General features: G+C 63.0%; 13 protein-coding genes and 2 tRNA genes. 12 read left to right on the top strand and 3 right to left on the bottom strand.

Annotated features, from left to right (window positions below):
• Position 1: 1 nt before the first annotated feature.
• The 9 genes from NKI88_RS02805 (at position 2) to derI (ending at position 9,754) form a co-directional block, all read left to right on the top strand.
• Positions 2-649, top strand: a complete 648-nt coding sequence (locus tag NKI88_RS02805; RefSeq protein WP_023672600.1) for a DUF2291 family protein — start codon at positions 2-4, stop codon at positions 647-649.
• A complete protein-coding gene (locus tag NKI88_RS02810; RefSeq protein ID WP_023818099.1) occupies positions 646-2,184 on the top strand; it encodes a sugar ABC transporter ATP-binding protein in 1,539 nt (512 codons plus the stop codon). The genes NKI88_RS02805 and NKI88_RS02810 overlap by 4 nt, the downstream gene beginning before the upstream one ends.
• A gap of 25 nt (positions 2,185-2,209) precedes the next feature.
• Positions 2,210-3,343 (top strand): ABC transporter permease, encoded by a 1,134-nt coding sequence (locus NKI88_RS02815; RefSeq protein WP_352653685.1) that lies wholly within the window; start codon positions 2,210-2,212, stop codon positions 3,341-3,343.
• Positions 3,344-3,382: 39 nt separating this feature from the next.
• Positions 3,383-4,324 (top strand): D-ribose ABC transporter substrate-binding protein, encoded by a 942-nt coding sequence (locus NKI88_RS02820; protein WP_081725422.1) that lies wholly within the window; start codon positions 3,383-3,385, stop codon positions 4,322-4,324.
• A 111-nt stretch (positions 4,325-4,435) separates the two neighbouring features.
• Entirely contained in the window at positions 4,436-5,995 is a 1,560-nt protein-coding gene (locus NKI88_RS02825; RefSeq protein ID WP_023753377.1) for an FGGY-family carbohydrate kinase, read from the top strand.
• On the top strand, positions 5,992-7,509 hold the full coding sequence (locus NKI88_RS02830) for a glycerol-3-phosphate dehydrogenase (protein ID WP_023714403.1): 1,518 nt from the start codon (positions 5,992-5,994) through the stop codon (positions 7,507-7,509). The genes NKI88_RS02825 and NKI88_RS02830 overlap by 4 nt, the downstream gene beginning before the upstream one ends.
• Positions 7,509-8,447, top strand: a complete 939-nt coding sequence (locus tag NKI88_RS02835) for a sugar phosphate isomerase/epimerase family protein (RefSeq protein WP_023753375.1) — start codon at positions 7,509-7,511, stop codon at positions 8,445-8,447. The genes NKI88_RS02830 and NKI88_RS02835 overlap by 1 nt, the downstream gene beginning before the upstream one ends.
• 75 nt (positions 8,448-8,522) lie before the next feature.
• Complete coding sequence (locus NKI88_RS02840) at positions 8,523-9,290, top strand: triose-phosphate isomerase (RefSeq protein WP_023701685.1); 768 nt, start codon at positions 8,523-8,525, stop codon at positions 9,288-9,290.
• Between the two features lie 26 nt (positions 9,291-9,316).
• A complete protein-coding gene (gene derI / locus NKI88_RS02845; RefSeq protein ID WP_023672592.1) occupies positions 9,317-9,754 on the top strand; it encodes a D-erythrulose-4-phosphate isomerase in 438 nt (145 codons plus the stop codon).
• A 15-nt stretch (positions 9,755-9,769) separates the two neighbouring features.
• On the opposite strand, the gene dhaL is transcribed toward derI, so the two are convergent.
• From dhaL to NKI88_RS02860, 3 genes are all read right to left on the bottom strand, one after another.
• Positions 9,770-10,411 (bottom strand): dihydroxyacetone kinase subunit DhaL, encoded by a 642-nt coding sequence (gene dhaL / locus NKI88_RS02850; RefSeq protein ID WP_023821449.1) that lies wholly within the window; start codon positions 10,409-10,411, stop codon positions 9,770-9,772.
• 24 nt (positions 10,412-10,435) lie between these two features.
• The gene (locus NKI88_RS02855) at positions 10,436-11,443 is read right to left on the bottom strand and encodes a dihydroxyacetone kinase subunit DhaK (RefSeq protein WP_023821448.1); all 1,008 of its coding nucleotides are present in this window, start codon (positions 11,441-11,443) and stop codon (positions 10,436-10,438) included.
• A gap of 207 nt (positions 11,444-11,650) precedes the next feature.
• Positions 11,651-11,725: transfer RNA gene (locus tag NKI88_RS02860), tRNA-Asn, on the bottom strand.
• A 231-nt stretch (positions 11,726-11,956) separates the two neighbouring features.
• Here NKI88_RS02860 and NKI88_RS02865 point away from each other — a divergent pair.
• From NKI88_RS02865 to NKI88_RS02875, 3 genes are all read left to right on the top strand, one after another.
• Positions 11,957-12,217: a PGPGW domain-containing protein gene (locus tag NKI88_RS02865; protein ID WP_027050334.1), complete on the top strand. Its 261-nt coding sequence runs from the start codon at positions 11,957-11,959 to the stop codon at positions 12,215-12,217.
• 335 nt (positions 12,218-12,552) lie between these two features.
• Positions 12,553-12,626: transfer RNA gene (locus NKI88_RS02870), tRNA-Cys, on the top strand.
• A gap of 109 nt (positions 12,627-12,735) precedes the next feature.
• Positions 12,736-13,410: a protein-L-isoaspartate O-methyltransferase family protein gene (locus NKI88_RS02875; RefSeq protein ID WP_023667707.1), complete on the top strand. Its 675-nt coding sequence runs from the start codon at positions 12,736-12,738 to the stop codon at positions 13,408-13,410.
• Positions 13,411-13,497: the final 87 nt, after the last annotated feature.

Below are 13,497 nucleotides of genomic sequence, written 5' to 3' on the forward strand. Positions count from 1 at the left end.
CATGAGCGCGAAGGCCACCGCCCGGCAAGCTTCGCCCGGCCTGCGCCGGGTGCTTGCCGGCGCTGCGGTTGTGGTTCTGCTCGGCGCCATGGCGCTCGATACCAAGGTGATCAAGATCGGCTCTGCCGGCGATGTTCGCAACGCGGTGTTTTCGGCCGCCGACTACGGCAAGTCTGAATTTCCCAAGGTGCAGGCCGATGTCGAAGCGCGTGCCGCCGACGCCGCAACGGTGGCAACGGCGATCGCCAAGGACAGGGCGACGGCCGAAAAGGAATATGGCGTGCCGGCGGGAGTCGGACCGGTCATCTCGGTCAAGTTCACCGGCGTCGTCGGCGAGGGAAAATCGGGCATCTACAAGGTCGCGGTCGACGGTTTGCCGGACACGTTGACCGTCCGCGTACAGACTGGGCCGGCGATCAACGGCACCGAGCTTCGCGACGCCACCGGCAAGATCACCTTTGGTCAGTTCACCAACCAGATCGAGTATCAGGACGCCGGCTCGGCGCTGAACAACGAGATGAAGAAGGAGGTGCTGGCGAAAGTCGATACCAGTGACTTGACCGGCAAGACAATAGCGGTGGTCGGCGTCTTCAAGCTGGTCAATCCGAAGAGCTGGCTGGTCACGCCGGTGAGGCTGGACGTCAAATGACAATGGCTGCCGGCACAGAACCCGCGACTGGCGATGCCGTGCTTTCGGCGCGCAATGTCGTCATGTCGTATGGCGGCGTCCACGCGCTCAAGGGCGTCAACTTCGACATCCATCGCGGCAAGGTCACCACCCTGTTCGGAGAGAATGGCGCCGGCAAGTCGACGCTGATGAAGATCCTGTCCGGCGTGGTCACGCCGACATCCGGCGACATCGTGCTCGACGGCAATCTCGTCAGCTTTTCCTCGTCTTCGGACGCGCGCGACCGCGGCATTTCGATCATCCACCAGGAGCTCAGCCTGGCGCCGAATCTGAGCGTTCGCGACAACATCTTCATGGGCCGCGAACTGCGCACCAGAACCGGCCTCGACTTCGCCGAGGAGTCGCGCCAAGCGCGGGCGCTGATGGCCGACCTCGAAGAAGACATCGATCCGATGACCTTGGTGGAGGACCTGCGCCTGGGGCAGCAGCAGATCGTCGAGATCGCACGCGCGCTATCGGTCGACAGCCGCATCCTGATTATGGACGAGCCGACCTCCGCGCTGAGCGCCACGGAGGTCGAAGTGCTGTTCAAGGTGATCCGCGATCTGACCAGCCGCGGTGTCTCCATCGTCTACATCTCGCATCACCTCGAAGAGGCGCTGCAGATCACCGACTACGCCGTCGTGCTGCGTGACGGGGCGATCACGGCGACGGCCGAAGCCAAGGACATCGACCTCGAATGGATCGTCCGCAACATGGTGGGTGAGAATTTCGACCTCGGCTCGCCGCCGACCGGCCATGCGTTTGGTGAGGTCGCGCTGTCGATCGAGGATGTCAGCGTCACCGACGCTTCGGGTTCAGGCTACGTCGTCGATCATCTGTCGCTGGATGTCAAAGCGGGCGAGATCGTCTGCATCTATGGGCTGATGGGCGCGGGCCGCACGGAATTGCTGGAGGCCGTCGCCGGCCGTGTGCCCATGGCGGGCGGGCGGGCGCTGCTGGAGGGTGAGGACGTTTCGGGGCTGACCATTGCCCAGCGCATCGCCCGAGGTCTGGTTCTGGTCCCCGAGGATCGCCAGCGCGACGGCCTGGTTCAGACCATGACCGTCGGCCGCAATCTGTCGCTTGCCAGCATCGAGGCGTTCGCGAAAGGCCTGTTCCTCTCCCGGCCGAGGGAACGCGCACTGATCGACGATTCGATCCGCAAGGTGACCATCAAGACCGCGGGCGGCAACGCCATGATCGGATCGCTGTCGGGCGGCAACCAGCAGAAGGTCGTCATCGGCAAGATGCTGACGACAGATCCCAAGGTCATCCTTCTCGACGAGCCGAGCCGCGGCATCGATGTCGGCGCCAAGGCCGAAGTCTTTCGCTTGCTCAGCGAGCGTGCCGCGCAAGGCCTGGCGGTCGTCTTCTCGACCTCGGAGGTCAATGAGTGCCTCAGCATCGCCCATCGCATCGTCGTGATGCGGCGCGGCAAGATTTCAGCCGAATTCGGCGCCAACGCCACCAAAGAGCAGATCATGGCCGCCTCCGGCGAAGCCGTGGTCGCCTGACCATAGAATTTCGGAGCCCCGACCCATGAGCGATCTCAGCCAGGCCAGCAAACAGTCCAGCCCCAATGCGGGCGGCGAGGGCTTCGACGTGGCCAAGCTGCTGCTCGAAGGCCGGGCCTTCTTTGCCCTGATCGTCATCATTGTCGTCTTCTCGATCCTGTCGCCCTACTACCTCTCGGTGGCGAATTTCCTGACCATGGCTTCGCATGTCGCCATCTTCGGGATTCTCGCCATCGGCATGCTGCTCGTCATCCTCAATGGCGGCATCGACCTGTCGGTGGGGTCGACGCTCGGGCTTGCCGGCGTCGTCGCCGGTTTTCTGATGCAAGGCGTGACGCTGACCTGGCTCGGCGTCGTTCTCTATCCGCCGGTCTGGGTGGTCGCGGTGCTGGCCTGCATGCTGGGCGCCGCTGTCGGGCTGATCAACGGCGTGCTGATCGCGCGGTTCAAGGTTCCGGCCTTTGTCGCCACGCTCGGCGTCATGTACATGGCGCGCGGCCTGGCACTGCTGATGACCAGCGGCCTGACCTACAACAATCTCGGCGGCAAGCCGGAGTTGGGCAACACCGGTTTCGACGCGCTTGGCTTCAACCGTCTGTTCGGCGTGCCGACCGGCGTGGTGGTGCTGGCGGTCATCGCGCTGATCGGCAGCATCGTGTTGAACCGCACCGCGTTCGGGCGCTGGCTCTACGCCTCGGGCGGCAATGAGCGCGCCGCCGAACTGTCCGGCGTTCCGGTCAAGACTGTGCAGATTTCGGTCTATGTGCTTTCAGGCATCTGTGCCGCCATTGCCGGCCTGATCCTGTCCTCGCAGTTGACCTCGGCCGGACCGACCGCTGGCACCACTTACGAACTGACGGCCATCGCCGCCGTCGTCATCGGCGGCGCCGCACTCACCGGCGGGCGCGGCAACATTCGCGGCACCCTGCTCGGAGCCTTCGTCATCGGCTTCCTGTCCGACGGTCTGGTGATCATCGGCATCTCATCCTACTGGCAGACAGTGTTCACCGGCGCCGTCATCGTGCTCGCCGTGCTCCTCAATGCCGTTCAGTATCGCCGCCGTAGCAAGCTTCCAGCTTCGACGGGCGGCCAACCGACTTCTCAGAAACGGGGGAAGGCCGAACCGGCCAATCCTGCCCAAGGGAAGACTGCCAGCTGACTGGCAGCAAGACCGCGTAAAATCATTGGAGGAATGTACATGAAAATCGTGCTTAGAAGTTTGCTTGCCGCCGCGATGGTGGTCGGGTTTAGCGCAGCCGCATCGGCCGCGGGCCTGATCTCGATCATCGTCAACGATCCGGCCAACCCCTACTGGCTGACCGAAGGCAACGTTGCCAAGGCCGAAGCCGAAAAGCTTGGCTATACAGCCAACGTCGCCGCCCACAAGGGCGACACCAATACCGAAAGCAATCTGATCGACACCGCCATCACCAACAAGTCGGTGGCGATCATCCTCGACCCGGCCAATGCCGATGGTTCGGTCGGCGCGGTGAAGAAGGCGATTGCCGCCAACATCCCGGTTTTCCTCGTCAATGCCGAGATCAACCAGGAAGGTCTTGCCAAGGGACAGCTCGTCTCCAACAACGCCCAGGGTGCGGCTCTCGGTGCCCAGCAGTGGGTGCAGGCGGTCGGTGAAAAGGGCAAGTATGTCGAACTGCTCGGCGCCCCGTCGGACAACAACGCCGCCACGCGCTCGAACGGCTACGCGACTGTGCTCAGCCAGTATCCGGATCTCGAAAAGGCCGCTTCGCAGGTCGCCAACTGGGATCGTACCCAGGGCCATGACAAGATGCAGAGCATGCTGCAGGCCAATCCCGACATCATCGCCGTGATCAGCGGCAACGATGAAATGGCGCTTGGCGCGGTTGCGGCGCTGAAGGAAGCTGGCAAGCTCGCCGGCATCAAGGTCGGCGGCTTTGACGGTTCCCCGGATGCGGTTGCGGCCATCAAGTCCGGCGAACTGCAGTACACCGTGCTTCAGCCGGTGGCCATCTTCTCGGCCAAGGCTGTGCAGCAGGCCGACTCGTTCATCAAGTCGGGCGCTACTGGCGCCACCAGCGAGAAGCAGCTGTTCGATTGCCTGCTCATCACCAAGGACAATGTGGACAAGTACACCGCACCCTTCGTGCTGTCGGAATAAAAACCTGCTCAGGGGGTGTCCTTTGCGGACACTCCCTGGCTCTTCCATGGCTTCGAGACAACAAAGACTGCTCCTTGTGACTTGCCTTCATAACCATCCGGAACTTGCGGCATGAAAGACCTGCTGATCGGGATCGACGCGGGAACGTCCGTGATCAAATCGGTCGCTTTCGATCTATCGGGGCGGCAGCTCGACATGGCATCGGTGACCAACAGCTTCGTCACGCTGGAAGGCGGCGGCGCCGAACAGGACCTTAATCAGACCTGGCGCGACATGGTGCTGACCGTTCTCGATCTGGCGACGAAAATTCCAGACCTCGCGCGGCGAACCGCGGCCGTCGCGGTCACCGGGCAGGGCGACGGCACCTGGCTGATCGATGGCGACGGCATGCCGGTCGGGCGCGCGTGGCTCTGGCTCGATGCGCGCGCCGGACATCTGGTGGACGAGATGCGCGGCGATCCCCGGGATCGCACGCGGTTCGAGATCACCGGCACCGGGCTCAACGCCTGCCAGCAGGGCGCTCAGCTCAGCTGGCTGAAGAAAAACAGCCCGGAAATCCTGGAGCGCGCCGCCACTGCCTTTCACTGCAAGGACTGGCTCTATTTCAAGATGACCGGCGAGCGCGCCACCGATCCTTCGGAGGGAACATTCACCTTCGGCGATTTCCGCGCGCGCAGCTATTCCGACGAGGTGCTCGACATTCTCGATCTGACGTCGCACCGCCGCCTGCTGCCCCCCATGCTCGAAGGCACGACCGACCATCATCCGCTTTCTGCGTCGGCAGCAGGCGAGACCGGCCTGCTTGCGGGCACGCCGGTGGTGCTGGGCTATGTCGACATGGTCAGCACCGCGCTCGGCGCCGGCCTCTATGATCCAAGCGGCAATGTTGGCTGCACGGTCATCGGCTCGACCGGCATCCACACGCGCCTGGCGCGCACAGCCGACGATGTCATCCTCAACGACAACGCGTCCGGCTACACGATCGCCATGCCGGTTCCCGGCGCCTATGCGCAACTGCAATCCAACATGGCGGCGACGCTCAACATCGACTGGCTGCTCGGCCTGGCGCGCGACGTGCTGACCGCCAGCGGCGCCAAGCCTTCGCGCGACGAATTGCTGAAAGCGCTCGATGTCTGGGTCGAAGGATCGGAACCGGGGTCGCTGGTCTATCAGCCCTACATCTCGCTTGCCGGCGAACGCGGACCGTTCGTCGATCCAGACGCGCGCGCGGGCTTCATCGGGCTTTCCGTCAAGCACGGTTTTGGCGATCTGGCGCGCGCAGTTCTCGAAGGATTGGCCTTCGCGGCCCGCGATTGCTACCAGGCAATGGGCAGCGTGCCCGGCGAAATCCGCCTGTCTGGCGGCGCCGCGCGCAGCCCGTCGCTGCGCCGTATCATCGCTGCGGCGACCCGCGCGCAAGTCAGGACCAGCAGCCGCCAGGAAGCCGGCGCCGCGGGTGCGGCGATGATGGCCGCGGTCGGGCTCGGCGTCTATCGCTCCATGGATGATTGCTGCGCCGAATGGGTGACGCCGCTTCTGGGCGAATGCGACGCCTATGACGAGGCGCTTTCCCAAACCTACGATGCGCTGTTTCCATCCTTCGTCGCGGCGCGCCAGGCGCTGCGGCCGGTGTGGAAGGGCATGGCGCACCGCACAGGAGCAAAGTCTTGAGTGATACGTCAGATATTGTCGATCTCTTCGTGATCGGCGGCGGCGTCAACGGCGCCGGCATAGCGCGTGATGCTGCCGGTCGCGGGCTGTCGGTCATCCTGTGCGAGAAGGACGATCTTGCACAAGGCACCAGCTCGCGCTCCGGCAAGCTGGTGCATGGCGGTCTGCGCTATCTCGAATATTACGAGTTCCGGCTGGTGCGCGAAGCGCTGATCGAACGCGAGGTGCTGCTTGAGGCGGCGCCGCACATCATCTGGCCGATGCGCTTCGTGCTGCCGCACAGCCCCGAAGACAGGCCGGCATGGCTGGTTCGGCTCGGGCTGTTTCTCTACGACCATCTTGGCGGCCGCAAGCGGTTGCCGGGAACGAGGACGCTGAACCTGAGGACCGCGCCGGAAGGGGAGCCGATCAAGGACGAATTCAAGCGCGGCTTCGAATATTCCGACTGCTGGGTCGATGACGCCAGGCTGGTGCTGCTCAATGCGCTCGACGCCAGTCAGCGCGGCGCAAAAGTCTTCACCCGCACCGCCTGTATTGCTGCCCGGCGCGAAGGCGGCATGTGGTCCATCGACATGCAGGATGGCCGCACCGGTGCGGTGACGAAGGTCCGCGCACGCGGGCTGGTCAATGCGGCTGGGCCGTGGGTGAATGACATCGTCAGCCGCGTCGCCGGGCAGAATTCCACCCGCAACGTTCGCCTGGTGAAGGGCAGCCATATCGTCGTGCCGAAATTCTGGGAGGGGCGGCAGGCCTATCTGATCCAGAACAACGACAAGCGGGTGATCTTCGTCAACCCGTATGAGAACGATCTGGCGCTGATCGGCACGACGGACATTCCCTACGAGGGCCGGCCCGAAGAAGTGGCGGCCGAGGCCAGCGAAATCGATTATCTGATCAAGGTGGTCAATCGCTATTTCAAGCGACAGCTGACCGCGAAAGACGTGGTTTACAGTTTCTCGGGCGTGCGTCCGCTCTATGACGACAATGCCGACAACCCGAGCGCGGTGACGCGCGACTACATCTTCGAACTCGACGCCCCGAACGGTGGCGCGCCGCTGCTTTCTGTGTTCGGCGGCAAGATCACCACCTTCCGCAAACTGTCCGAACATGCGCTGGAAAAGATCCAGCCCTTCTTTCCGACCATGAAGAAGGCCTGGACAGCCAAAATTCCCCTGCCGGGAGGCGACCTGCCCAACGCGGATTTCGAGCAGTTCCTGGGCGATCTGCACGCCGAGTTTTCGTGGCTTAGCCCGTCGCTGGTGAAGCACTATGCCCGCAGCTACGGCACGCGCACGCGCGCCTTGCTGAAAGGCGTAAAAGGCGAAGCCGATCTCGGACGTCGTTTCGGCCCGGATTTCTATGAGCTCGAAGCTGTCTTCCTGTTCGAGACCGAATGGGCGATGACCGCCGCCGACGTTCTCGAACGCCGGACCAAACACGGGCTGCATATCAATGCGGCCGAGCGGAAAACATTCCAAGACTGGTGCACAAAGACAATGGCGGCGGTGAACTGATGGCCTTCACGCTTTCGCTGAACACCAACCCGCTGGTCAATCGCTTCGCCGATCCCGACGATCTGATCGACGCCATTGCCTATGGCATCGGCATCCGCGACGTGCAGCTGACGCATGAATTCGTCAATCCGGGCTGGCCGGCGGCAACGATCGCCAAGTTCGTTCGCCTGTTCAACAGCGCCCTGGCGCGGACCGGCGTGCGGATCACTTCGGGTATGACCGGTCCCTATGGCCGGCTCAATCATTTCGGCCATCCGGACGCGGATGTGCGCCGCTATTATGTCGATTGGTTCAAGACCTTCGCCGACATCTCCGCCGAACTCGGCGCGTCGGGCATGGGCACGCAGTTCGCCATATTCACCTACAAGGATTTTGACGATCCGCAGCGGCGCGCGGCGCTTCTCGACATCGCGCTCGAATGCTGGCGCGAAGTGGCCGAGCACGCCAAGGCGGCGGGCCTGACCTACCTTTTCTGGGAACCGATGTCGGTCGGCCGCGAGTTTGGCCACACGATCGAAAGCTGCGTCGAATTGCAAGGCGCCGTCGATGCGGCCAAGCTGCCGATCCCGATGCAGATGATGGTCGACATCGACCATGGCGACGTGACCTCGCCCAATCCTGACGACACTGATCCCTATGCCTGGGCGAAAGCGTTCCCGTTGCAATCGCCGATCATCCACATCAAGCAATCGTCGATGAACAAGGGCGGGCACTGGCCGTTCACCGCCGCCTACAACAAGGATGGCCGCATCATCCCGCAGAAGCTGCTCGACGCCGTGCGGGCGGGTGGCGGAACCGACAATGAAATCTGCCTTGAACTTTCCTTCCGGGAGAGGGAACCGGTCGATCATCAGGTTATTGCAATGATCCGTGAGTCGGTGGATTTCTGGGCGCCTTACATCGACAGCGGCCGCGAAAGTCTCAAGCCTCGCGCTTGAGGCAAACCGCCGGCCCGAAGGCGGCGCAGACCCGGAAACACGCATCATTCGAATTTCGGATCGAAGGAGAGAAGAATGGCCCCATATTGGGTCGGCACGAGCTGGAAGATGAACAAGACGCTGGCGGAGGCGCTGCAGTTCGCCGAGGCATTGGCGGCGTTCGTGCCGGGCTTCGATCCGGCGATACAGCCTTTCGTCATTCCCCCCTTCACCGCGGTGCGGCAGGTCAAGGCGGCGCTCGCCAACACCCGCGTCAAGGTCGGCGCCCAGAACATGCATTGGGCCGATGCCGGTGCCTGGACGGGCGAGATTTCGCCGGTGATGCTGAGGGATTGTGGGCTCGACCTGATCGAACTCGGCCATAGCGAGCGCCGTGAGCATTTTGGCGAGACGGACAAGATCGTGGGACTGAAAACCGCAGCGGCAGTCAAGCACGGCTTCGTACCCTTGATTTGTGTCGGCGAGACGCTGGCCGAGCGCGAGGGCGGCCGCGCCGACGAAATCCTGACCGCGCAGGTTTTGGGCGCGCTGCAGGGTCTCGCAAACAATGAGTTGTCGGCAGAGATACTCTTTGCCTATGAACCGGTGTGGGCGATCGGCGAGAAAGGCATTCCGGCCAGCGCCGACTATGCCGACAAGCAGCAGGCGCTGATCAAGCAGGTCGCAGCAACCCGGTTGCCGACCGCCCCGCTTGTGCTCTACGGCGGCAGCGTCAATCCCGGCAACGCGGCCGAACTGATCGGCCAGCCGCATATCGATGGGCTGTTCATCGGCCGCTCGGCATGGCAAGCGGAAGGCTATATCGACATTCTCAAAAAGGCGTCGGCCGCCATCGCGCGCTGACCACGAAAACGAAGGAGTTAATTGCCATGAAGATCGCACTCGGAGCCGACAGCGCCGGCAAGCCGCTGCTCGATGTCATCGCCAAGCATCTCGCCACCAAGCCAGAACTGCAGGTCGTCGATCTCAGCCAGGCCGGATTCTACGCCGATATTGCCGCTGCGGTCGGCCACGAAATTGTCGACGGCAATTACGACCGCGCCATCCTGTTTTGCGGCACCGGCATCGGCGTCAGCATCTCGGCCAACAAGGTGCCCGGAATCCGTGCCGCGCTAACCCACGACACCTATTCGGCGGAACGCGCTGCGAAATCCAACAATGCCCAGATCATCACCATGGGTGCGCGCGTCATCGGCCCCGAACTGGCCAAATCGATCGCCGACGCCTGGCTGGCCTCGGAGTTCGATCCGAACGGTCCCTCTGCCGCCAACGTGCAGGCTGTCGACAAGCTCGACGCGAAGCGCTGAGGATCCGCTCCCGACCTAGCCGGTCAAGGCGATCCGCATCGCCTCGATGACGGTTACGGCGGACGCCGCGCCTGGATCCATATGGCCAAGCGAGCGTTCGCCGAGGCGGGAGGCCCGGCCCTTGGTGGCGATCATCGTCTTGGTCGCCTCCGCGCCGGCCTTTGCCGCCTCGGCTGCAGCCGCGAGGCTGCCGGCCAGCCCCTTGCCGGCGGCCAGTGCCTCGCCCGCAGCCCTCGCGGCCGGCGCCCACGCATCGATCATCGTCTTTTCACCAGGCTCGGCCTTGCCGCGATCCTGAATGCCTCTGGCCATCGCTTGGAACATAGCGACCGCGTCGGCGTCGTCGAGCGTCGCCTTGCCCTTGACGGCGGCCGCGCCGCGCATGAATGCCGTGGCATAGAGCGGGCCTGAGGAGGCGCCGACGGCGTTGAGGAACGACTTTGCTGCGGTGTTCAGCAAGATGGTCGGATCGGTGGCGCCGGTATCCAATGCCGCAACTGCATCGCGTGCCGCGGCAAATCCCAACTCCATGGCAATGCCGTGGTCGGCGTCGCCAATCACCCCGTCAAGCGCGCACAGCCGGTCCCTGTCGGCCGACATGGCGTCGGCAATGGCAACGAACATCGCGGCAAGGCGGGCGGTGTCGATTGTCGTCATCTCTTGCTCCTTGCCGTCCCCAGTTTAGCCGGCGCGAAACATGGCGCACTCGCAAGGGTGGTCGAGCATCGTTTGCAACTCGTCGTCGAGGTGGTGCAGCGTGATCGAAGCGCCGGCCATTTCGAGCGAGGTGCAGTAATTGCCGATCCAGCTTGCGTGAATGGATACACCGATATCGTCAAGCCGCTGCTTCACGCGCCGGTTCATGATGTAGAGTTCCATCAGCGGCGTCGAACCCAGCGAATTGACCAGCACGGCGACCTTCTCGCCGCGTGCCGGCGCCATCTCGGCGAGAATCCTGTCCAGCATTTCGTCAGTGATCTCGTCGGCCGTTTTGAGTTTTCCGCGTGCGATGCCGGGTTCGCCATGGATGCCCATGCCGATCTCCATCTCGTCGGGTCCGATTTCGAAATTCGGCCGGCGCGTTTGCGGCAACGAACAGGGCGCCAATGCGACGCCCATGGTAAAGGTGTGGTCGTTGGCTTTCCCGGCAATGCGTTCGCATTCATCGAACGACAACATGCGGTCGCAGGCGGCGCCTGCCGCCTTGAAGATGAAGAAGTTGCCGGCGACACCGCGCCTCTTGTGCCTGTCGCCAACGGGCGCGGAAGCGACGTCGTCGGTGCTCAGAACCGTGCGCACCTCGATGTCGTCCATCGCGGCCATCTCGGCCGCCATGTCGAAATTCATGACGTCGCCGGCATAGTTGCCGTACATGAACAGCACACCGGCGCCGCCGCTCGCCGCCTTGGCGCATTCGAGGATCGGGTCGGGCGGCGGAGAGGCGAAGACATTGCCGATCGCCGCCGCGTCGGCCAGCCCCTTGCCGACGAAGCCGAGAAAACTCGGCTCGTGGCCCGAGCCGCCACCAATGACGAGGCCTACCTTGCCTTGGCGCGGTCCATCGCGGGCGATGATAGAGCGCTGGCTTCCGTCAACGGCTTTGAGATGGCGGGGATGCGCAGCCAGGATGCCTTCCAGCATCTCGTCGACGGCGCGATTGCCGTCATTGATGATCTTCTTGGTTTGCACCAACGTCCTCCCGATTTGGTATTTTCATAGATGATACCGGGCGTTATCAGGCTGCCTTCGGGCGAGGGCAGGGGCGCGATGCCCACCAAACTGCCTCGATCGGCTTCGTAGCTGTTACCAGCCGTTCTGGCAGAAGCTAAGCGGACCGAAGTGCGCGGACAATGGCGCTGTAGTGTACAAGATCGCACCACGGCTTAGAAAAGGCGGTGGCTCCCCGGGCCGGATTCGAACCAGCGACCAACCGGTTAACAGCCGGTTGCTCTACCACTGAGCTACCGGGGAATAGAGGCTCTCATGTGAGTGGCGCAGCCTATAGCAAACCCTTTTCGGCTTTGCAAAGAAGCATTTCGCATTTTTTAGCGCATTTTCACCCAATGGTTTCTGGCAATCGCCGGATGACACCACATATGAGCCGTCTTGGGCGCCGTCGGACCTTGGTCGGCGGAACCTGAAAGGCGATTGCAGCCTTTAGCGCATATGGCTTTATCGAAGGCAACCGGATCGACTTTCGACATGACTGCAGCAGACGAAAACCAGGCACCGGCGCGGAAAATCTCGGTGTTCGGGCGCGAGTTCACCATGCCGCGCTCGCGCGGGCTGAGGATCGCCATCGGTATCGTGCTGGTGTTTTTCGGCCTTCTCGGTTTCCTGCCGATTCTCGGCTTCTGGATGATTCCGCTCGGCCTTTTGGTGCTTTCCTACGAATTTGCCGCGGTGCGCCGCCTGCGGCGCCGGTTCGTCGTCTGGTGGGAACGGCGTCGCCGGCCAAATTGAAAGCGATGGCGCGCGGTCCCGGTTCAGTGGACGCTTCGCTTCCAGCCCCCCGCAGACCTTCCCCTCGAATATCTCCTTGAGAACGGCAGCCCCTGGTGTCAGCCGCGCGTTTACGGTGAAAGCCAGTTTGCACCCGCTGCGTAAAGCTGCGGGTTCGAGTTTCGCCGGTCGCGCAGCCATGCTTGAGGAGCGGCCAATATGCCGGTGCGCCAAGCGCTGAAATCGCTCGGGAACCACGTTGCGGCGGCTGATGAGGAAAGCGCGCCGGAATGCCGCGCGGACGCTTGACGACCTTTCGCTGCCACCATATTGAGTTCGCTCGCCGGGAGTGATGAGGCCTCGTGGCGGAGTGGTTACGCAGAGGACTGCAAATCCTTGCACCCCGGTTCGATTCCGGGCGAGGCCTCCAATCGCTTCAACTCCCGCATGCCGGGGGCTTGAGTTCCGGTCGAATGCGCCGCAGTGTCGGCGCGACAAGCGCATTTCAGCGCATTGGCTTTTGACGGATTGGTTGGGACATGAGCGCTGATTTCTCCGAACTTCGCGTCAAGATGGTCGACGGCCAGGTCCGCACCACCGATGTGACCGACGCAGCATTGCTCGATGCCATGCTTGCCGTGCCGCGCGAGGCCTTTGTCGGGGCCGGCCAACAGGCTCTCGCCTATATCGACGAGGATATCCGCATCTCCGACGGCGCCGATGGCAGCGGTGCGCGCTACCTCATGGAGCCGTCGCCACTGGCCAAGCTTTTGCAATTGGCCGAGATCGACGCCGGCGATTCGGTGCTCGATGTCGGCTGCGGCACCGGTTATTCCGCGGCGCTGCTGTCCAGGCTGGCCAAATCCGTCGTGGCGCTGGAAAGCGATACCACACTGGCGGAAGCAGCCAAAGCGGCGCTTTCGGCGCAGGGCTGCGATAACGTCACCGTGGTCACCGGCCCACTGCCGCAAGGTCATGCCGCCAAGGCGCCCTACAATGTGATTCTCATCGGCGGCAGCGTCGAGAAAGTGCCTGCGGCGCTGCTTGACCAGCTTGCCGAAGGCGGCCGGCTGGTGGCTGTGGAAGGGCAGGGCAATGCGGGCGTAGCCCGGCTCTTTTTCAATGCAGGGGGGGTTGTAACCGGAAGACGGGCATTTAATGCGGCAATTAAGCCACTACCCGGATTTGAACGCATTCATGCCTTCGAGTTCTAAGTGATTTTGCCTTGCAGCAAAGACTCTGTCATGTTGGCTTGCGATTGAACAATCGTTGCTGATTGGTTAACCGGGGTTTCGGGAGGC

The sequence above is a fragment of the Mesorhizobium sp. M0317 genome, assembly GCF_040321555.1.
In the GTDB taxonomy this organism is placed as follows: Bacteria; Pseudomonadota; Alphaproteobacteria; order Rhizobiales; family Rhizobiaceae; genus Mesorhizobium.